Origin of the sequence: Agromyces sp. NPDC056965 (assembly GCF_042673425.1) — a bacterium.
Lineage (GTDB): Bacteria > Actinomycetota > Actinomycetes > Actinomycetales > Microbacteriaceae > Agromyces.
In genome coordinates this window covers 1-18,924 of the sequence record NZ_JBHURI010000009.1, presented here as the reverse complement: position 1 = coordinate 18,924, position 18,924 = coordinate 1, and the positions used below count along the sequence as shown (strand labels likewise).

The following is an 18,924-nucleotide window of genomic DNA, read 5'->3' as shown; positions in this document are numbered from 1 at the left end:
CCCGTGACGCTTCGAACCGCCACGAGCGACGACCGCGACGCGATCGTCGCCGTGTTCCTCGCCTGCTGGCGCGAGAGCTACGTCGGCGTGCTGCCGGCCGCCGCGATCGAGGCGATGACCGACGACCGGGCGCAGGCGCTCTGGCGCCGGGTGCTCGCGTCGACCGAGGGCAGGGTGCTCGTCGCCGAGCACGACGGCCTCGTGCAGGGCGTCACGCGGTTCGCGCCCGAGCCGGAGGGCGACGGCGGCGCGGTGCATTCGCTCTACGTGTCGCCCGACGCCCGGGGCCTCGGCCTCGGCACGCGCCTGCTCGATGCTGCATATGCAACGCTCATCGACGGCGGTGCCGCGTCGGTCGCGCTCTGGGTCTTCGCGGCGAACGCGCCGTCGATCGCGTTCTACCGGGGCCGCGGCTGGCTGCCCGACGGTGGAGCGCGCACGCAAGCCGAGTTCGGCGAGCCGGAGCTGAGGCTCCGCCGTGGTGGACGGAGTCCGGAATGATCCGGCTCGCCGAACTCCGGATGAACGAGGCGGCCGCATGAACGCGCCCGAGAACCTGGTCGCCCTCGCAGAGGCCGTCGTCGCGCCGAGCGCAGCAGCCCCCGCGGGCTGCGTGATCGGCATCGACCTCGCCGGCGAACGGCAGGTGGCCGCCGCCGGTCTCGCCGCACCCGAGCAGCCGGCCGCCGCGCCGATGCACCGCGGCACCGTGCACGACCTCGCCTCGGTGAGCAAGGTCGTCGGCACGACCACGGCGCTGCATCGCCTGGCGTCGATGGGCCTGCTCGACTTCGATGACCTCGTCACGCGCTTCGTGCCGAGCTTCGGCGGTGACGCCGGCACGACGGTCCGCGACCTCCTGCAGCACCGCGCGGGGCTCTGGGAATGGCAGCCGCTCTACCTCGCTCCGGGGGACGATCCGCTCGGGGCGATCGACGCCCTCCCGCTCCGGTACCCGCCGCGCAGCGGGCGCCACTACTCCGACCTCGGATTCATGCACCTCGGCCGGGTCGTCGAAGCGGTCGCCGGCGCGCAGCTCGACACGGCGGTGCGCGACCTCGTCGCACGCCCGCTCGGCCTCCGCTCGCTCGGGTACGGGCCGGTCGAGGGCGACGTGGCCACGAGCTCGAACGGCGACGAGGCCGAGCGCCGGATGGTCGCCACGGGGCATCCGTACCCCGTCTCGTGGGCTGATGCGGGCTTCGCCTGGCGCACCTCGCCCGTCAACGGCGATGCGAACGACGGCAACTGCTTCCACGCGTTCGGCGGCGTCGCCGGGCACGCGGGACTCTTCGGCTCCATCGACGACGTGCTCGATGTCGCCGCGGCGCTCAGCCGCGCCGACGAACGGCCCGAGCTCTGGAACCCCGAGGTCACCGCCGACGTCGTCGCGGCCGGGCCCGACGCCGAGCAGGCGCTCGGCTGGCGGCGCCGCGAACTCATCGTGCAGGGCGAGCGGATGCCGCTGCTCTGGCACCCCGGATTCACCGGCTGCGCCGTCGGCTTCGTGCCGGGGCGCGGCATCGCCGTGGCCTTCGCGAGCAACCGCCTGCTCGCGGCCGAGCCGGCGCCCACCGAACTCAACTGGCAGCGCGTGCTCGATGCGCTCGCCTCGACCCTCAGCACACAGGAGTGAACGCGACCATGACCACGAATGAACCGGTGCTCCGCATCAGCGGCCTCTCGATCGCCTTCCGCTCGGGCGGGGAGCTCATCACGGCGGTCGACGACGTCTCGATCGACGTCGCTGCCGGCGAGACCGTCGCGATCGTCGGCGAGTCGGGCTCGGGCAAGTCGACCACGGCCGCCGCCATCAACCGGCTGCTGCCCGAGAACGGCGTGATCACCGCTGGCAGCATCCGCTTCGAGGGGCGGGAGATCACGGAACTCGGCGAGAACGAGCTCGTGAAGCTCCGTGGCGCGGGCATCGGCCTCGTGCCGCAGGACCCGATGTCGAACCTCAACCCCCTCATGCGGGTCGGCGAGCAGATCGGCGAGGCCCTCGAGGTGCACGGCTACGGCACCGGCGACGCCGTGCGCGCACGTGTCGTGGAGCTGCTCGACCTCGTCGGCATCCCCGACCCCGAGCAGCGCTCGCGCCAGTACCCGCACGAGTTCTCGGGCGGCATGCGCCAGCGCGCCCTCATCGCCATGGGGCTCGCGTGCCAGCCGCGCCTGCTCATCGCCGACGAGCCGACCTCGGCCCTCGACGTCACGGTGCAGCGCCGCATCCTCGATCAGCTCGACAAGCTCACCGGCGAGATGGGCACCGCGGTCTTCCTCATCACCCACGACCTGGCGCTCGCCGCCGAGCGCGCCGACCGCATCGTCGTGATGTTCCGCGGTCGCATCGTCGAGACCGGCACCTCGCAGGAGGTGCTCGAGAACCCGCAGCACGAGTACACGAAGCAGCTGCTCGCCGCGGCCCCGAGCCTCGCCTCGCGCCGCGAACCGCTGCCGATCCGCGGCGGCGACGTCGACGCGCGCCCGCTCGTCGAGGTGACCGACCTGCGCAAGGAGTTCCACCTGCGCTCGCCGAAGGCGGGGGAGCCCACGACCTTCACCGCCGTCGACGGCGTGAGCTTCACGATCCCGCGCGGCAAGACCGTCTCGATCGTGGGAGAGTCGGGGTCGGGCAAGTCCACGACCGCGAACCTCGTGCTGGGGCTCGAGCAGATCACCTCGGGTCGCATCGCCTTCGACGGCACCGACCTCACCGCCCTGAAGCGCCGCGAGCTCTTCGCGTTCCGGCGCCGGGTGCAGCCCGTGTTCCAGAACCCGTACGCCTCGCTCGACCCGCGCTACACGGTCGAGGAGTCGATCGCCGAGCCGCTCAAGGTGCACCGCATCGGCAACGCGGCCGGTCGCCGCAAGCGGGTCGCCGAGCTGCTCGAGCAGGTCGCCCTGCCGGTCGCGATGTCCTCGCGCCTGCCGCACGAGCTCTCGGGCGGCCAGCGCCAGCGCGTCGCGATCGCCCGTGCGCTCGCCCTCGAACCCGAGCTCGTCGTGCTCGACGAGGCGGTGTCGGCGCTCGACGTGCTCGTGCAGGCGCAGATCCTCGAGCTCCTCGCGGGCCTCCAGGCCCGGCTCGGCCTCAGCTACCTCTTCATCAGCCACGACCTCGCGGTCGTGCGCATGATCTCCGACGAGGTGCACGTGATGCAGCGCGGCCGCATCGTCGAGAGTGGTACGCCCGAGCAGATCTTCGACGACCCGCAGGACCCGTACACGCGGGAGCTGCTGGCGGCGATCCCGGGGGCCGCGCTGGCCTCCTGAGGCCGGTCGGGCCGAACGGCGCCGGCCGCTACGCCGTCGCCTCGCGGTCTCCGTCGAACACGAGTATGCGCAGCAGCACCTCGAGCGAGGCCTGCACGCGTGCATCCGTCCACGAGGCCGGGTCTTCGACGGCCTTGACCTCGTAGCCGCGGCAGTACAGGTACAGGATGTCGGCGATGTGCGCCGCCGTCTCGAGGTCGACCGATGCGCCGTCGACCTCGACGTGCTCGGCGCCGGCGAGGAACTTCTCGTAGGTGGCGTCCGTCACCCGGCGCACGACCTCGTAGGCGCGCTGGTTCGCGCCGCGCACATCGGCGATGACCTCGATCCACAGGCTGCGCAGCACGTTCTCCTCAGGGGAGGAGCTGCACATCCACCGGGTGAGGGCTGCGAGGCGCTCGACGCCGACGAGCTCGCCGAGGTGCTCGCTGCGACTCGCGTTCCACTGCGTCCGGGCGTGGTCGAGGGCGTTCGCCATGAGGTGGGCGCGTGAGGGCACGAAGTTCGTGATGTAGGCGGTCGAGCGGCCGAGGCGATCGGCGACGGCGCGCAGGGTCACGGCGCGGGTGCCGCGCTCACTGGCGACGTCGACGGTCGCGCGGGCGATGTCGGCGAGGCGTTCGTCGGTGTCGACGTCGATCGGCACTGGCCCTCCCTCTCTCGGTTGACAGCCTGCCAGCTTCGCCGCTACGTTTCAAAACATTGTTGTAAAACACGCCGATATCTCGGCCGCCTGGACTTCACCGGAGAGGAACACGCATGACCGCGAACGGCGGAGTCTCGTTCTGGCTGCAACAGCTCGGCCTGCCGGCACCGCGCCCTGCGCTCCCCGGCGACCTCGACGTCGACGTCGCGATCGTCGGCGCCGGCTACACCGGCCTCTGGACGGCGTACTACCTGAAGCGCGACCAGCCCGACCTGCGCGTCGCCGTGCTCGAGCGGCGCTTCGCCGGCTACGGAGCCTCGGGCCGGAACGGCGGATGGCTCACCAACTCGGTCACCGGTGGCCGCGAGCAGTACGTGAAGACGCACGGCCGCGACGCTGCGATCGCGCAGCAGCTCGCCCTCAACGAGGCGGTCGACGAGGTCATCGCCGTCGCGGCCGCAGAGGGCATCGACGCCGACCTGCACAAGGGCGGCGAACTCGTCGTCGCCTACACGCCGGCGCAGCTCGCCCGGCTGAAGTCCGTCGCCGCGGCGGAGCAGTCGTGGCCCGCGACCGACGTCGAACTCCTCGACGCGACGCAGGCGACCGAGCGCGTGAACGTCGCGGGCACCCTCGGCGGTCTGTGGCACCCGCATTGCGCGCGCCTGCACCCCGCGAAGCTCGCCCTCGGCCTCGCCGCAGCGGTCGAACGCCTCGGCGTGGCGATCCACGAGGGCACGACGGTCACCGAGATCCGAGCGGGCGAGGCGCGCACCGACCACGGCACCGTGCGCGCCGCCCACGTGCTGCGCGCCACCGAGGGGTTCACGCCCGACCTGCGCGGCGAGCACCGCACCTGGCTGCCGATGAACTCGTCACTCATCGTGACCGAGCCGCTCGCGGCATCCGTGTGGGACGAGATCGGCTGGAACGGCCGCGACACCCTCGGCGACATGGCCCACGTCTACATGTACGCCCAGCGCACGGCCGACGACCGCATCGCGTTCGGCGGCCGCGGCGTGCCCTACCGCTACGGCTCGCGCGTCGATCACGACGGGCGCACCCAGCAGGCGACGATCGAGAGCCTCGGCGCGCTGCTCGCGCGCTTCTTCCCGTCGGCAGCGGATGCCGCGATCGACCACGCCTGGTCGGGGGTGCTCGGCGTGCCCCGCGACTGGGCGGCCACCGTCGGCCACGACCGCGCCACCGGGCTCGGCTGGGCGGGCGGCTACGTCGGCACCGGCGTGACCGCGACGAACCTCGCGGGGCGCACGCTCCGCGACCTCGTGCTCGGCCGCGACACCGAGCTCACGCGATTGCCATGGGTGGGGCACCGCGCGCGCAAGTGGGAGATCGAACCGCTCCGCTGGCTCGCGGTGCAGGCCATCTACGGGGCGTACCACGCCGCCGACCGCGCCGAGCTGCGCGGGCGTGCGACCACGTCGCCGATCGCCCACGTCGCCGACCTCGTCGCGGGTCGCTGAACTGACGGAGGGTCGCTCAGACCGCGCGGACGCGGTTGTTGCGCTTGTCGTGCGTGAGCTCGGCGAGGCCGAGCGCCTCGAGCAGCGGCGGCAGGTACATCCCGAAGCGACCGCGGTATCCCTTGCGGAGCCCGTACCAGCCGCCGACCGGGTTCGCCTCGTCGCGGCCCCAGGCCTCGACGGTGCCGGGCTGCGCCGGCTTCTGCTCGTCGGCGGCACCGAGGTCGACCCAGTCGCCCTGTTCGAGCAGCCATGCGTGCAGGTCGTCGATGGCACGCAGCTGGTATCTGAGCGTCGTCGAGCCGACCTGGCACACCAGCACGGGCGGGTCCGCCGTCTCGTCGCGGTACATCGTGTAGGCGCTCGTGCCGGGTGCGGTGGTCAGCTGCCACGGGTCGTCGATGGTTCCGGTGCCGGTCATGGCGGTCTCCGTTCGAACGGTCGTACGCGGCCGATGCTACGCCGTTCCCCGCACGGACGTGTCGCATCGAGGCAACCGCGATCGGGCCGCCGGCGCCGTCACTCGGGGTGGTTGCCCGCGTCGCCGTTGATCGTGAACGGCGTCGTGACGCCGTCGTACATGACGTGCGCGACGAGCCCGTCGACCGCATGGGGGAGCGTGTGGCAGTGGTCGCTCCAGATGCCCGGGTTGTCGGCGACGAACGCGATGTCGTAGGACTCGCCGGGGTGCACGTCGAGCGAGTCGACGACCCAGGGGCTGCCCGTTGCCGCGACGCCGTCGCGTGAGAGCACGACGACGTGATGGCCGTGCAGGTGCATCGGGTGCACGTCGCCCGAGTCGTTGCGCAGGTGCATCACGACGACGTCGCCCTCGCTCACCTCGAACATCGGCACGTCGGGGAACATGCGGCCGTTGATCGTCCAGAAGTTGCCGGGGCGCCCGTCGATGATGCCGAAGCGGCGGGCGATGACGTAGTCGTACGAGCGGTCGGGGTCCGTCGCGTCGAACGGGAGCGGCACCGGGGTGCCGTAGGCGAGCAGGTCGAGCGTCGTCGAGGGTTGACGCGGGTCGGGCGGTGCGGATGCCTCGGGGTCGCCGATCACGACGCTGCGAGCGCCGCCGACCCGGAGTCGCACCGCGTCACCTTCGGCAGGGGCCTGCACCGCGACATCCGCTCGCCCGCCGGCCGGGATGAGCACGCGTCGGTCCTCGACGGCGGGCGGGTCGTTGACGTCGTGGCCGTCGATCGCGACGACGCGGAACGGCGTCGCCGCCCAGACGGCGGCCGTGCCCTGGTCGGTGTTGATCACGCGGACCCGCACGGTCGAGCCGGGCACGGCGGCCACCCGCGAGTCCCCGACCCGGCCGTTGAGCGTGTGCTGGCCGCCGTAGACGTGCAGCAGGGCGGTGAACTCCGTGGCCGCGACGTCGCCCGACGCCCCGGATGCCGCGGCGGGCTCGATCACGATCGCGCCGAGCAGGCCGCGCTCGACCTGCACGTGCGACACCTGGTGCGAGTGGTACCAGTAGGTGCCGGCATCCGTCGCCTCGAACCGGTAGACGTGGCGACCGCCGACCGGCACGGCGTCCTGCGTGATGCCCGCGACGCCGTCGGCCGCGTTCGGCACGTCGATGCCGTGCCAGTGCAGCGTCGCACCGTCGGCCACCGACTCGTTCACGAACTCGACCTCGACGAGGTCGCCCTGCCGGGCGCGGATCTCGGGCCCGGGCGACGTGCCGTTCACCGTGTAGCCCTCGATCGAACGACCGCCGGGCACGTCGACGGTGCCCGCACGGGCGACGAGTTCGACGCGCACATCGGCCGGGCGATCGGGGTCGGCGGTGAGCGAGGTCACGCTGACCGCCTCGGCCGCCGTCCCCGCTCCGGATGTCCCCGTCGCTCCCGACCCGCTTCCCGCATGCCCGCCGTGGCCCTCGCCGCTGGCGCCGTCCGAATGTCCGCCCATCGTCATGACCGAGTACTCCCCGAGCAGCGTGGAGCTCCAGGCGAGTGCGCCCGCGCCGAGTGCGGCCGTGACCGCGACGCCGACGACGGCGCACCGGAAGAGCTCACGCCGAGACGGCATTCGAAGTCGCCTCCTCGGCGTCGGTCGCTGCTGCGTCACCGTCGGCGCCGGCGGCTTTCGGCCGCGGCATCCGCTTGACCCGCATCGCCGCGACGGCCGCGGCCGCCACGATGGCGAGCGCGTTCGCGCCGTGGATGAGTCCGAGGTAGGGCATGTCGGTCAGCGAGAACCCGAGCACGACCTGCAGCACGAGGAGGGCGAGCACGAGCGCCGCCCAGAGGCGCGCGCCCTTCGCCCGGACGAAGAACGAGACGATCAGCAGGGCGGTCGCCACGAGCGGCAGCGTCAGGCCGCCGATCGCGTGCATCCAGAAGCCGAGCTCGCCGGTGCCGCCGGCCCCGCCGCTCTCGAGCAGCGCCTTGTCGACGACGTCGCCGTTCGACACGCGGTTGAGCACGCCGCCGAACGCGAATGCGATGGCCGCAGCCTGCACGACGACGCCCGCGGCGATCGTCCAGGCCAGGCCCGAGTAGAACCTGCGCATGATGTCCTCCCTGTTCGTGCGGGCCGTCGGTCGCGGCATCCGCTCGCCTCCCACGTTCTCGAAGCCGCAGGCTCGCCGGAACGCGGATGACCCGACACCGCATGGCAGTCCTCCGCACAGCGGGTGGGGGTCTGCTGCTAAGGGCGCTCGGGGAAGGCCCTCTCCCGCGAAGCACACGAGAGGAGGACGATGGAATCGTGGTTCGCAGGTGGGTGTGCCTCGCGACGCTCGGCCCCATCGGGGTCGCGGCGCTGGTGTACATGGTCGTCGTCCGGGGCTTCGTCGAGGGCGACGCCGACCATGGCCTCGCCTGGCCGCTGCTCGGAGCCCTGCCCCTGTTCGTGCTCGGCATGTGGCTGCTCACCGTGTCGTCGTCGCGCACGGCGGTGCTCGTCGCCCTCGCCTCGACGGCGCTGCTCGTCGGGTCGGCCTACGAGACGTTCATGCAGCGAAACATCGAGATCATGGCCGAGCCGTGGTTCCCGATCTTCAACGTGATCGGCCTCACCGCCGATGCCGTCGCGACCTCCTCGCTGCTCGTCGTCTTCGCGACCTTCCCCGCCGGGGACGTCGAGCATCGATGGCAGCGCATCGCCGTCGCGTTCCTCTGGACCCCGCTGCTCGTCGGGCCGCTGACCCTCCTCACGACGCCCCAGGTGGTGATGTCGCCGTACATCGGCATCAGCGGCGACGCGATCGCCAACCCGTTCGTCGTGCCGTGGCTCGAGTGGGCGGCGCCTGCGGTCGAGGTCCTGGTCGTGCAGGCCTGGCCCGCCGTCGCGCTGGGTCTGGCGGTGCTCGGCTCTCGCGCGATCTTCGGCACGCCCGCGGTACGTGCTCGCACGCGGGTGATGGCGATGACGGTCGGCCTGGCCATGGTGGCGTTCGTGCTCTGGACCTTCCTGCCCGGAAGCTGGGTCGTCGAGGTGTTCGTCTACGCGACGCTCATCGCACTCCCGATCGCGGCGGTGCACGGCATCTTCCGCTCCGGCGCGTTCGACATCGCCCCAGGTGATCGGGGGCGCATGGTGGCGCGCTCGTCGAACCTGCTCATCACGGTGGTGTACGCAGCCGGGGTCGCGATGCCGGCGGTGCTGCTCTCCGACCGGCTCCGCGTGGTTCCCGCGATCCTCATCACGACCATGGCCGCCGTGGCGCTGCTGCCGGTGCGCACGTGGATGCAGCGCTGGATCCACCGTGCCATCTTCGGCGATCGGGAGCGGCAACTGACGATGCTCGGCGAGCTCGGCGCGCAGCTCGAGCACGCCGGCGAGCCGAGCGAACTGCTCAACCGGCTCGCCGAGGCCGTGCGCGACGGGCTCGACGCATCGTGGGTGCGCATCCGCGTCGCATCGACGGATGGCGCGCTCGCCGCGGTCCCCATGGGGGTCGCGGGCGATGCGGCAGACGTCGCAGACGGCGCCGCGGGGCCCGAGCCCGAGCCGGCTGAGGCGTGCGAGCTGGTGCACGGCGACGAGGCGCTCGGCCGCATCGAACTCGGGCCGCGGCACCGGGGCGACTACACCGACGCCGAGCGCACGATGCTGCGCACGGTCGCAGGCCAGGCTGCGGCATCCGTCGCCAACGTGCTGCTGACCGCGCAGCTCGCCGCGCAGCTCGACGAGCTGACGGCCTCGCGTGAACGGCTCGTCGCCGTGCAGGACGACGAGCGCCGCCGCCTCGAGCGCGACCTGCACGACGGCATCCAGCAGGACGTCGTGGCCCAGATCGCAGGTCTCCGCCTCGCCCGCAACCGGCTGCAGCGCGGCGAGCTCACGGCGGCGGAGCTCGAGGAGCTGCAGGACCAGGCCCGTGAGACCCTCACCGACCTGCGCGAACTCGCCCGGGGCATCCACCCGCCCGTGCTGAGCGACAACGGACTCGTGGCCGCCGTCGAGTCGGGCGTCGCCCGGTTCCCGATTCCGCTGACGGTCGAGGCGAACGAGCGGCTCCGCACCGAGCGGTTCCCCGACGACGTCGAGACGACCGCCTACTACGTCGTGCGCGAGGCGCTCGCGAACACCGCCAAGCACGCGAACGCGACGCACGCCTCGGTCGGGCTCGCGCGCAGCGACGGGCACCTGCGCATCGCGATCAGCGACGACGGCTGCGGCATCGACCCGGCCGCCTCGGACACTCCCATCGCGGGGCCAGGGCGCGCATCGGTCTCGCACGGCGGGCTCGCGAACATCCGCGACCGGGTCGCCGCGCTGCGGGGCACGGTGCACGTCTCGCCCAATGAGCCGTCGGGCACGATCGTGCTCGTGGAGCTGCCGCTCGACGGCGTCGGCCCCGCGGCATCCGCTCGTGAGGAGGCGCCGGTTGGATGACCCGGGCGTGCTGCGCGTCGTGATCGCCGAGGACAACTACCTCGTGCGCGAGGGCGTGCGACGCCTGCTCGAGGACTCGGGCGAGGTCGATGTCATCGCCTCGGTCGGCAACGGCACCGAACTGCTCGACGCCGTTCGCCGCCTCGCACCCCACGCGGTGCTCACCGACATCCGCATGCCGCCCGGCCATCACATGGAGGGCATCGAGGCCGCGCATGCGATTCGCGCCTCGTCGCCCGAGACGGGGGTGGTCGTGCTCTCGCAGCACGCCGACGAGAGCTATGCGCTCGCACTGTTCGCCGACGGTTCGGCGGGCCTCGGCTACCTGCTGAAGGACCGCATCGGCGACCTCGAAGACCTCGTGCACGCCCTCCATGAGGTGCGCGTCGGCGGCTCGGTGATCGACCCGCAGATCGTCGACACGCTCGTGCGGCGCCGGAGCGCGGCCGGGGCGTCGAGCCCGCTCGCGACGCTGTCGCCGCGAGAACTCGAGGTGCTCCGCGAGATGGCGGCGGGCAAGACGAACGCGGGTATCGAACAGGCGCTCTTCCTGTCGACCTCGACGGTCGAGAAGCACGTGAACGCGATCTTCACGAAGCTGCGGCTGCCCGAGACGGGCGTGCACCGCCGTGTCGCCGCGGTGCTCGCGTTCCTGAAGGACGACACCGGCGGCGCGGCGACCAGCCCTACCCGTGCGTCTCGTCTCGAATGAGGGGGACGCCCTCGAGTTCGTCGAGCAGCGCAGTGCCAGCGGCATCCTGCGCCACCTGCTCGCCGAGCCGCGCGGCAGCCTGCCGGTAGCCCTCGTCGCCGAGCACGCGTGCGACCGCCCGCGCGATCTTCGGCGAGGAGGAGCGGCGTGAGATCGCGACCCCGGCCCCGCGCTCCGTGACGCGTACGGCGTTGTCGGCCTGGTCGCGGCCGTGATGCAGGATCACGAGCGGCAGCCCGGCGGCGAGCGTCTTGATGACCGTGCCGTGGCCGCCGTGGGTGACGACGAGGCTCGCGTGTCGCATGACCTCGCGATGCGGGGCGGATGCCACGACCGTCACGTTCGCGGGCGCCCGGATCGCGCTCGGCTCGACGGCCGGCCCGGTGGTCACGACCCCGCGCACGGGGAGGCTGCCGAGCGCGTCGGTGATGCGCTGCAGGCAGTCCACGTGGTTCTGGAACGTCGACGACATCGCGACGAGCACGAGCGGCTCGTCGCCGGAGGGCGGGGTCCACGGTACGTCGGCGGCCCAGCTCGGGTCGTCGAGGATCGGCCCGACGTAGCGCGCGTTGGCGGGCGGCTCGGCGGGGAAATCGAATGCCGCGGAGGTGAGCACGAGCTGCCGGCGCGCGTGCTGCATCTGGTTCCACATCGTCGCGACCGGTTCGACGCCGTGGTCGGTGCGCACGGCGTTGAGGGGTGCCAGCGCGAAGCGGTCGAAGAGCCGCCGGCCCGCGGCTCCGAAGGCCCGGTCGCGGAGCGCCCCCATCGCCCCGCGCCCGGGGGCGAGCCCGACGCCGAACGGCGGCATGCCCTTCGCGGGCAGCGCGTAGGTGTTCGGGATCAGCAGGTCGAACGGCACGCCGCGGGACTCGGCCGCGATCATGGCCCCGACGGCGAACGAGGAGACCACGACGAGGTCGGGCTCGAGTTCATCGATCGCCGCGATCGTGTCGGCGGCCTGCACCGGCGCCGGGCCGACGATCATCTGGTCGGCCATCCCGCGCGCGATCCCCGGCGGGGTGCGGATCGCCCAGTCGTCGAAGGGCGCCGTCACTCGCCCGGTCGTCGGGCGGAACCTCGCACCGGCCGCGACGGCCGGGGCCTCCAACGGGTCGTCCGCGAGCACGGTGACGCGGTGGCCCCGTTCGGCCAGTCGCCGCGCCACTCCGATCTCGGGTGGAACCGTGCCACCGGCATCGGTCAGCACGAACAGGTAGGTGCGAACGGCGCCGCTCATGCACGGCAGGCTACGCCCGACCCGGGCCCCGCGGCATCCGTGCTGGCGCTGAACCCCGCTCGCCGGGCGGCCGCCGCCCACTCGGCTCGCACTCGTCGGCGATCGGCGCGACAATGGGAGGCGGACCGAAGGGGAACGGCATGGCAGAGCTGGGTACAGAGTCGACGACGGATGCATCGGCGGCGGCCTCGACCCCCGACGCGGCGCCCGCGCCCCACGGCCCCGGGCACCACGCGCTCGGCTGCCCCGAGTGCTTCGAAGAGCTGCAGCGCAACCAGGACTGGTGGAAGGCGCGCCCCGAGGGCGCCCGACTCGTCGGCCTCGTCGTCGCTCGCGACGACATGCCCTCGGTGGTCGAGCAACGCAACGACCTCGCCGACTTCGGCGTCGCGATCCTCGACTTCAAGCACCCCGCGGCGGAGGCGCCCGAGACCTGGGAGCAGCGGCTGGCCCGCCTGTTCGGCACGTTGCGCGCCGGCGACGTGCTCGTCGTGGCCAACGAGCGCGCGCTCGGCCGCGATCGCGACGAGGTCACGCGCACGATCCGCACCCTCGCCCGGCACAACCTCGTGGTGAAGGTGCTGAGCCACGGCGCCCCGCACCTGGAGGATGCGCGCGCCTGACGCGCCGCCGACGCTCCGGGCGGCCGACCTGCGGCTGCCGCCTGATCGCCGATAGTCTCCCGACATGAGTGCGACCGACGTCGAGACCCCTGCCGGCCTCACGAGCGCCGAGGTCGCGGAGCGCGCCGCCGACGGCAGGTCGAACGCGTTCAGCCAGCAGTCGAGCCGGAGCGTGTCGAGCATCATCCGCGCGAACGTGCTCACGCTGTTCAACGGCATCATCGCGGCCTGCTTCCTCGTGCTGCTCCTGCTCGGCCGCTGGCAGGACGCCCTGTTCGGCATCAGCGCCATCGCGAACACGGTCATCGGCTCGGTGCAGGAGTTTCGGGCGAAGGCCGCGCTCGACAAGCTGGCACTGCTGCACGCGCCGCGGGCACGGGTGCGCCGCGACGGCGCCGCCCTCGAGGTGGCCGTCTCCGACGTCGTGCTCGACGACGTGCTCGTGCTGCGGGCGGGCGACCAGGTGCCGGCGGACGCCCGCGTCGCGACATCCGCTCACCTGCAGCTCGACGAGTCGATGCTCACGGGCGAGTCCGACGCGGTCGACAAGGTGCCGGGCGACGAGGTGCTCTCGGGTTCGGTGGTGATGGCGGGCGAAGGCGAGGCGATCGTCGTGCGCGTCGGCGCCGACTCGTTCGCGAACAGGCTCGCAGCCGAGGCGAAGAAGTTCTCGCTCGTCGCGAGCGAGCTCCGCTCCTCGATCGACAAGGTGCTGCGCGTCGTCAGCTGGATCGTCGGGCCGATCGCGCTGCTCGTGTTCAACGCCCAGATGTTCGTGTTCGGCGGGTGGGAGCAGGCGATCGAGTCGGGCGACTGGCGGCAGGCCGCGGTCAACACGATCGCCTCGCTCGTCGCGATGATCCCGCTCGGCCTCGTGCTCATGACGAGCATCGCGTTCGCGGTCGGCGCCGTGAAGCTCGCCCGCCAACAGGTGCTCGTGCAGGAGCTCGCGGCTGTCGAGGGACTCGCCCGCGTCGACCTCATCTGCCTCGACAAGACCGGCACGCTCACCGAGGGCAGCATCGTGTTCGACGCCGAGCACCCGCTCGGGCCGGGCGCCGGCGACCGGGCGAGGGGTGGAGCCGCCGCGGCCCGTGCCGACGGATGGCGCAGCGTGCTCGCCTGGTACGGCGGCGAGCCCGATGCGAACGCGACGGCGAAGTGCCTCGCCGAGCCGTACTCCGACGTGCCGTCGACGGATCCCGCGGCGCGCATCCCGTTCTCGTCGGCGCGCAAGTGGAGCGCGGTCGCCTTCGCGGCGGGCACGGATGTCGCGGGCAGCTGGGTGCTCGGCGGACCCGAGATGGTCTTCCCCGACAACCGGCTCGCCGGCGACTCGCGCGAGCTCGCGGCATCCGGCCTGCGCACGCTCGTGCTCGCCCGCAGCGACGAGCCGCTCGACGAGGCGACGGAAGCGCTGCCCGCAGGCCTCGAACCCGTCGCGCTCCTGACCTTCCGCGAGCGTATCCGGCCCGATGCCGCCGAGACCCTCGCGTACTTCGCCGAGCAGGGCGTGGACGTGCGCATCATCTCGGGTGACAACCCGGCGACGGTCGCCGCGATCGCCCGCAGCGTGGGGCTCGAGGCGGCAGAGGGCTTCGACGCCCGGCAGCTGCCCGCCGAACAGGCCGAGCTCGCGGCTGTGCTGGCGCAGCACCTGGTCTTCGGGCGCGTCACGCCCGACCAGAAGAAGGCGATCGTGATCGCGCTGAAGCAGGCCGGTCACACGGTGGCGATGACGGGCGACGGCGTCAACGACGCGCTCGCGATCAAGGAGGCCGACATCGGCATCGCGATGGAGTCGGGGTCGCCGGCGACCAAGGCGGTGGCGCGCATCGTGCTGCTCGACGGGAAGTTCTCGCACCTGCCGCGCGTGGTCGCCGAGGGGCGCCAGGTGATCGCGAACATCGAACGCGTCTCGATGCTGTTCCTCACCAAGACCGTCTACGCCACCGGACTCGCGCTGCTCTTCGGGGTGTTCGTGCTCGCCTTCCCGTTCCTGCCGCGCCAGCTCTCGGTGATCGACGGACTCACCATCGGGATCCCCGCGTTCTTCCTCGCGCTCATGCCGAACGCGCGCCGCTACGTGCCCGGGTTCCTGCGGCGGTCGCTGACCTTCGCGATCCCCGCCGGTGCGGTCGTCGCGATCGCGCTCTTCGTCTACAGCTGGGCGGCGACGCAGGCGGGCATCGGCGAGGAGGAACTGCGCACGGGTTCGACCCTGCTGCTCACGATCATCGGGCTCTGGGTGCTGATCGTGCTCTCACGGCCGATCGACGGATGGAAGATCCTCATCATCGGGGCGATGATGGTCGGCTTGATCCTCGTGTACTCGGTGCCGCTCGTCACGGAGTTCCTGATGTTCGTCGACCCGTCGGTCGTGACGTCGGCGCTCGTGCTCGCCGTGTCGGTGGTGAGCATCGGCGCGATCGAGGTCATCCGGTTCGTGCACCGGCGGTACGTGCGAAGAACCGCGCAGTTCGACCCGTCCACAACACCGTGATCGCGGCGGCCGCGAGCGCGAGGTCGACGATGACGAACCAGAGGCCGGGCGACGCGAGCAGGAGGATCACGTCGAGTGCGATGGTGATGCCGAGCAGCACGGTGACGAGCACGCGGGCGTCGAGTCGTGCACGGGTGAGGCCCGCCGCGATCGTGATCACGAAGAGGCCGAGCAGCACCGTGCAGGCGCCGATGATCGTGACGACCACGCGTTCGCCGCCCTCCACGTCGGGGAGGTAGCGGGCGAACATGAGGGCGATGCCCGCGAACACCTCGACGAATCCGTTGAGGTAGCCGAGCACGACGGCGGCGACGAGCTCGGGCGGGGGCCGGTGCGACGCCTTCCGGGCGGGTGCCGCCGCCACGGAGTTCGGCTCGTCGGTCATACCGGCGACCCTAGCCGACGTCAGGCCGAGCCGTCTCGCGGCCAGGAGCGGTCGACGAGCAGTCGGATGCCGGCGCGCGCGAGCATCAGCACGATGATGAGCAGCGTGACGGAGAAGAACCCGCCGAGCTGCACCGCGTCGCCGAACACGAGGTCGGTGAGCCACAGGATGACGAACTTGCTGCCGGCGCCGAGCACGAACAGGAGCGCGGCGTTCAGCGTCTTGCCCGCCGGCGTGCGCGCGGCACGGACCCGGTCGAGGATTCGCGTCTTCAGCACGGCGATGACCTCGAGCGCGAGCTTGAACAGCACGGCGGTCAGGAGCGACACGATGAACGACTCCGTGATGACGCTCGGCAGGAACTGGGTGAACAGCCCGAGCACCACGAGGTAGACGAACACGTCGACGAGATCGACGGCGCGGATTCGCACGCTGGCTCCCTCGGTCGACACGGTCGGTGTGCCGGGCGTCGGCCGCGACAGTGTTCGCAGGCTACACCCGCACGCGGATCCGGCCGCGGAGGAACGGCAGGGCCGGTGCCCGGTACACGAGGGCCGGAGCATGGCGCGGCTCGAGCGCGAACTCGGCGCGCCCGAAGCGCCACATGCGGTTGAACAGGTACACGCCGATCACCGCGGTCTCGTCGGCCGGCAGCTGCCAGGTGCCGGTGCCCCATTGGGCGGGCTGGCCGAGGCCGCCGATCACGAGCGTCGGCCGCACGCGGCCGTACAGGGCGAACCAGGGCTTGTGCAGGGTCAGCTCGATGCGGCGGGTGGGCGATGAGGGGTCGGCGGATGTCACGCGCCCACCCAGCCCGCATCGCCCATGAGCGCTTCGAGGTCGCCCAGCAGTCGCGCCGTGTGGAACCCGTCGGCGGCCGCGTGATGGATCTGCACGGCGACCGGCAGCAGCGTGCGGCCGTCGCGCTCGACGTACCGTCCGAGCGTGAAGATCGGCAGCAGGTGGCCCGTGCCGCCGTCGATCTGCAGCGTGAATCCGGTGAAGCTCGTCCACGGCAGGCTCGACACGTCGAACACGTTCGGCGGCAGCCCGCCCTGCGGGAACATGGTGCTCGCGCTCGCCGCAGTGGCGAGCTGCTCGGCGGCGTGCTCGTGGAAGCGGCCGAAGTCGGGGTCGTAGGGCGCCCAGACCGCGGCGAACGTCTCGCGCTCGGCATTGAACACCGTGAACGCGGGGTGCACGACGGGCCAGCTCGCCGCCGCTCCGGCATCGGTCAGCGCCATGCGGAACTCGCGATACCGGTTCACGACGGTGGCGATCGCCCAGATCTGCGCGATGTAGGTCTTGCGCGACGAGGCGCGAAGCGCGGCCGCGAACTCCGTCACGTCGATCTCGACGGTGATGGCGTAGGTGCACGGCACGCGGTCGCGGTAGTGCTCGAACGCCTCGCGCCGCGGCCAGGTGTCGAGGTCGATCGGGTCGGGGCTGGTCATCTCTCGATCGTCGCATGCCTCGGTCTCGCGCAACGCGCGCGCCGCGACATCCGTCAGCGTTCGTCGGCGATGTTCGTGTTGAGGATTTCCCGTGCCTGCTCGGCGGCACGGGCGATGCTCTCGGCGACGAAGTCCACGAAGCGCGCCATGTTCTGGAGCCGATTGCCGGCAGGCGTGTCGCGCCCGAAGACGTTGACGCCGCGCCGGGCGGCATCGGCGAGCTCGGCGTTGGAGCGCGCCGCGGCGATCATCGACTGGTACCACGCGTCGTTGTCGGCGGAGTAGCGCTCGCGTCGGCCGCCCTCGACCTCCCGGCGCACGAGCCCCACGTTCTCGAGCAGCGCGACCGCCTTGGAGACCGATGCGGGGCTGACCCGGAGGCGCTGCACGAGCTCTGCCGCGGTCAGGCTGCCGGCGTCGGAGGTGTACAGGCACGTCAGCACCGAGGCCGCCATGCGGGGGAGGCCCGACTGCATGAGGATCGTGATGAACGCCTCCTCGTACTCGTGCACCGCGTCGGCATCGCGGCCGTGTGCCGGCACGGGCGGCTGCTCGCCGCGCGGCGTCGTCGGCTTGCGCTGGTGCGTGCGGCGCTCCGTGGCCCGCTGCGCGAGATCGGCTCGGTAGGCGGCGGGGCCGCCGTTGCGCATCACCTCGCGCGTGATCGTCGAGGTGGGGCGGTCGAGACGCCTTGCGATCTCCGCGTAGGCGAGGTCGTCGGCCAGGCCGATCGAGATCTGCTGGCGTTCGTGCTGGGTGAGCCTGCCTCCCGGCATCTCGGCCTCCCTCGTCGACGGTCGGGTCGCCTCCAGTATGACCTTCGTTCCGCAGTCATTGCAACGAATGAAGGTTCGGTCATTGCGTTAGATCTCCGGCCGTTGCAACGATTAACCATGTTTGATCTGGTATTTCATTCTCTCAATGCAATTCAGTTGTTGTGTGATTTGTGAACGCAACGTAGCGTTACCGACATCGGAAACACCAACTGAACGCAACACCGACTGAAGAGGAATCATCATGCTGCAGAAGTTCGACACCCCCGCCCCCATCGCCGCCGTGCTCGACATCTCGGCGGGCCGCGTGCAGGTCATCGCCGCGGACCGGGCCGACACCGCGGTCGAGGTGCGCCCCGCCAACGCGTCGAAGAGCCGCGACGTGAAGATGGCCGAAGAGACGACGGTCGACTATCGCGACGGCCTGCTGCGCATCGCGACGCCCGCCGGCAACCAGATCCTCGGCCCGTCGGGTTCGGTCGAGGTCACGGTGCAACTGCCCGCCGGATCCCGAGTCGAGGCGAAGGCGGCCGCGGCCGAGTTCCGCGGTGTCGGACGCCTCGGCGACGTCGTGTTCGCCGGCGCCAACGGCACGGTCAAGATCGACGAGGCCGAGACCGTGCGGCTCTCCGCCCTCGCCGGTGACGTCGTGGTCGGCCGCCTCAACGGCCCTGCGGAGATCAGCACCCAGAAGGGCGACATCCGCATCGCCGAGGCCGTGCGCGGCTCGGTCGTGCTCAGCGCACAGGCGGGCAACCTGTCGGTCGGCGTCGTGCCCGGGGCATCCGCCACGCTCGACGCGGGCACCACCTACGGTCGCGTGCAGAACTCGCTGAGCAACTCCAAGGGCGCCGACGCCGAACTCGCCATCACGGCGACCACCGCGTACGGCGACATCGAGGCGCGGAGCCTCTGAGACCGAGCTCCACTGCTGACGACCGGCCGCCGGCACCCGCAACGGGTGC

The 18,924-nt window shown here is 71.9% G+C and carries 19 protein-coding genes; 9 read left to right on the top strand and 10 right to left on the bottom strand.

The window, feature by feature from the left end; all coding sequences use genetic code 11:
• Positions 1-3 precede the first annotated feature (3 nt).
• From ACFTQE_RS03805 to ACFTQE_RS03795, 3 genes are read left to right on the top strand one after another with little or no spacing between them, the layout of a single operon-like run.
• Positions 4-501: a GNAT family N-acetyltransferase gene (locus ACFTQE_RS03805; RefSeq protein ID WP_376923806.1), complete on the top strand. Its 498-nt coding sequence runs from the start codon at positions 4-6 to the stop codon at positions 499-501.
• A gap of 37 nt (positions 502-538) precedes the next feature.
• Positions 539-1,636: a serine hydrolase domain-containing protein gene (locus ACFTQE_RS03800; RefSeq protein ID WP_376923805.1), complete on the top strand. Its 1,098-nt coding sequence runs from the start codon at positions 539-541 to the stop codon at positions 1,634-1,636.
• Positions 1,637-1,644: 8 nt separating this feature from the next.
• Entirely contained in the window at positions 1,645-3,276 is a 1,632-nt protein-coding gene (locus ACFTQE_RS03795) for an ABC transporter ATP-binding protein (RefSeq protein WP_376923804.1), read from the top strand.
• Between the two features lie 28 nt (positions 3,277-3,304).
• Here ACFTQE_RS03795 and ACFTQE_RS03790 read toward each other — a convergent pair whose 3' ends face one another.
• Positions 3,305-3,922: a hypothetical protein gene (locus tag ACFTQE_RS03790; RefSeq protein WP_376923803.1), complete on the bottom strand. Its 618-nt coding sequence runs from the start codon at positions 3,920-3,922 to the stop codon at positions 3,305-3,307.
• Between the two features lie 113 nt (positions 3,923-4,035).
• Here ACFTQE_RS03790 and ACFTQE_RS03785 point away from each other — a divergent pair, with 113 nt between their 5' ends.
• Positions 4,036-5,406 (top strand): NAD(P)/FAD-dependent oxidoreductase, encoded by a 1,371-nt coding sequence (locus ACFTQE_RS03785; protein WP_376923802.1) that lies wholly within the window; start codon positions 4,036-4,038, stop codon positions 5,404-5,406.
• A 16-nt stretch (positions 5,407-5,422) separates the two neighbouring features.
• On the opposite strand, the gene ACFTQE_RS03780 is transcribed toward ACFTQE_RS03785, so the two are convergent.
• The 3 genes from ACFTQE_RS03780 to ACFTQE_RS03770 form a co-directional block, all read right to left on the bottom strand.
• The gene (locus tag ACFTQE_RS03780) at positions 5,423-5,827 is read right to left on the bottom strand and encodes a DUF6855 family protein (RefSeq protein ID WP_376923801.1); all 405 of its coding nucleotides are present in this window, start codon (positions 5,825-5,827) and stop codon (positions 5,423-5,425) included.
• A 98-nt stretch (positions 5,828-5,925) separates the two neighbouring features.
• Entirely contained in the window at positions 5,926-7,455 is a 1,530-nt protein-coding gene (locus ACFTQE_RS03775; RefSeq protein ID WP_376923800.1) for a multicopper oxidase family protein, read from the bottom strand.
• Entirely contained in the window at positions 7,439-7,939 is a 501-nt protein-coding gene (locus ACFTQE_RS03770) for a hypothetical protein (RefSeq protein WP_376923799.1), read from the bottom strand. The genes ACFTQE_RS03775 and ACFTQE_RS03770 overlap by 17 nt, the downstream gene beginning before the upstream one ends.
• Positions 7,940-8,136: 197 nt before the next feature.
• Here ACFTQE_RS03770 and ACFTQE_RS03765 point away from each other — a divergent pair, with 197 nt between their 5' ends.
• Together ACFTQE_RS03765 and ACFTQE_RS03760 are read left to right on the top strand one after the other, a co-directional pair.
• A complete protein-coding gene (locus ACFTQE_RS03765; protein WP_376923798.1) occupies positions 8,137-10,269 on the top strand; it encodes a sensor histidine kinase in 2,133 nt (710 codons plus the stop codon).
• Positions 10,262-10,981: a response regulator gene (locus ACFTQE_RS03760; RefSeq protein ID WP_376923797.1), complete on the top strand. Its 720-nt coding sequence runs from the start codon at positions 10,262-10,264 to the stop codon at positions 10,979-10,981. Before ACFTQE_RS03765 ends, ACFTQE_RS03760 begins: the two co-directional genes overlap by 8 nt.
• On the opposite strand, the gene ACFTQE_RS03755 is transcribed toward ACFTQE_RS03760, so the two are convergent.
• Complete coding sequence (locus ACFTQE_RS03755; RefSeq protein ID WP_376923796.1) at positions 10,956-12,221, bottom strand: glycosyltransferase; 1,266 nt, start codon at positions 12,219-12,221, stop codon at positions 10,956-10,958. The genes ACFTQE_RS03760 and ACFTQE_RS03755 overlap by 26 nt on opposite strands.
• Before the next feature lie 140 nt (positions 12,222-12,361).
• Between ACFTQE_RS03755 and ACFTQE_RS03750 the strand changes: the two genes are divergently transcribed.
• Positions 12,362-12,844: a dehydrogenase gene (locus ACFTQE_RS03750; RefSeq protein ID WP_376923795.1), complete on the top strand. Its 483-nt coding sequence runs from the start codon at positions 12,362-12,364 to the stop codon at positions 12,842-12,844.
• A 64-nt stretch (positions 12,845-12,908) separates the two neighbouring features.
• On the top strand, positions 12,909-15,347 hold the full coding sequence (locus ACFTQE_RS03745) for an HAD-IC family P-type ATPase (protein ID WP_376923794.1): 2,439 nt from the start codon (positions 12,909-12,911) through the stop codon (positions 15,345-15,347).
• Here the strand turns inward: ACFTQE_RS03745 and ACFTQE_RS03740 are convergent.
• From ACFTQE_RS03740 to ACFTQE_RS03720, 5 genes are all read right to left on the bottom strand, one after another.
• Complete coding sequence (locus ACFTQE_RS03740; RefSeq protein WP_376923793.1) at positions 15,280-15,732, bottom strand: hypothetical protein; 453 nt, start codon at positions 15,730-15,732, stop codon at positions 15,280-15,282. The genes ACFTQE_RS03745 and ACFTQE_RS03740 overlap by 68 nt on opposite strands.
• Before the next feature lie 20 nt (positions 15,733-15,752).
• Positions 15,753-16,163, bottom strand: a complete 411-nt coding sequence (locus tag ACFTQE_RS03735; RefSeq protein ID WP_376923792.1) for a hypothetical protein — start codon at positions 16,161-16,163, stop codon at positions 15,753-15,755.
• Between the two features lie 61 nt (positions 16,164-16,224).
• Positions 16,225-16,533, bottom strand: a complete 309-nt coding sequence (locus ACFTQE_RS03730) for a hypothetical protein (protein ID WP_376923791.1) — start codon at positions 16,531-16,533, stop codon at positions 16,225-16,227.
• Entirely contained in the window at positions 16,530-17,186 is a 657-nt protein-coding gene (locus ACFTQE_RS03725; RefSeq protein ID WP_376923790.1) for a CatA-like O-acetyltransferase, read from the bottom strand. The genes ACFTQE_RS03730 and ACFTQE_RS03725 overlap by 4 nt, the downstream gene beginning before the upstream one ends.
• A gap of 53 nt (positions 17,187-17,239) precedes the next feature.
• Positions 17,240-17,962, bottom strand: a complete 723-nt coding sequence (locus ACFTQE_RS03720) for a MarR family transcriptional regulator (RefSeq protein ID WP_376923789.1) — start codon at positions 17,960-17,962, stop codon at positions 17,240-17,242.
• A 241-nt stretch (positions 17,963-18,203) separates the two neighbouring features.
• Here ACFTQE_RS03720 and ACFTQE_RS03715 point away from each other — a divergent pair, with 241 nt between their 5' ends.
• On the top strand, positions 18,204-18,875 hold the full coding sequence (locus ACFTQE_RS03715; RefSeq protein WP_376923788.1) for a DUF4097 family beta strand repeat-containing protein: 672 nt from the start codon (positions 18,204-18,206) through the stop codon (positions 18,873-18,875).
• Positions 18,876-18,924 lie beyond the last annotated feature (49 nt).

Excerpts from the sequence above, each read along its gene's own strand:
- ACFTQE_RS03800 (WP_376923805.1), top strand. The coding sequence starts at position 539 with ATGAACGCGCCCGAGAACCTGGTCGCCCTCGCAGAGGCCGTCGTCGCG.
- ACFTQE_RS03795 (WP_376923804.1), top strand. The coding sequence starts at position 1,645 with ATGACCACGAATGAACCGGTGCTCCGCATCAGCGGCCTCTCGATCGCC.
- ACFTQE_RS03785 (WP_376923802.1), top strand. The coding sequence starts at position 4,036 with ATGACCGCGAACGGCGGAGTCTCGTTCTGGCTGCAACAGCTCGGCCTG.
- ACFTQE_RS03780 (WP_376923801.1), bottom strand. The coding sequence starts at position 5,827 with ATGACCGGCACCGGAACCATCGACGACCCGTGGCAGCTGACCACCGCA.
- ACFTQE_RS03775 (WP_376923800.1), bottom strand. The coding sequence starts at position 7,455 with ATGCCGTCTCGGCGTGAGCTCTTCCGGTGCGCCGTCGTCGGCGTCGCG.
- ACFTQE_RS03770 (WP_376923799.1), bottom strand. The coding sequence starts at position 7,939 with ATGCGCAGGTTCTACTCGGGCCTGGCCTGGACGATCGCCGCGGGCGTC.
- ACFTQE_RS03755 (WP_376923796.1), bottom strand. The coding sequence starts at position 12,221 with ATGAGCGGCGCCGTTCGCACCTACCTGTTCGTGCTGACCGATGCCGGT.
- ACFTQE_RS03750 (WP_376923795.1), top strand. The coding sequence starts at position 12,362 with ATGGCAGAGCTGGGTACAGAGTCGACGACGGATGCATCGGCGGCGGCC.
- ACFTQE_RS03745 (WP_376923794.1), top strand. The coding sequence starts at position 12,909 with ATGAGTGCGACCGACGTCGAGACCCCTGCCGGCCTCACGAGCGCCGAG.
- ACFTQE_RS03740 (WP_376923793.1), bottom strand. The coding sequence starts at position 15,732 with ATGACCGACGAGCCGAACTCCGTGGCGGCGGCACCCGCCCGGAAGGCG.
- ACFTQE_RS03725 (WP_376923790.1), bottom strand. The coding sequence starts at position 17,186 with ATGACCAGCCCCGACCCGATCGACCTCGACACCTGGCCGCGGCGCGAG.
- ACFTQE_RS03720 (WP_376923789.1), bottom strand. The coding sequence starts at position 17,962 with ATGCCGGGAGGCAGGCTCACCCAGCACGAACGCCAGCAGATCTCGATC.
- ACFTQE_RS03715 (WP_376923788.1), top strand. The coding sequence starts at position 18,204 with ATGCTGCAGAAGTTCGACACCCCCGCCCCCATCGCCGCCGTGCTCGAC.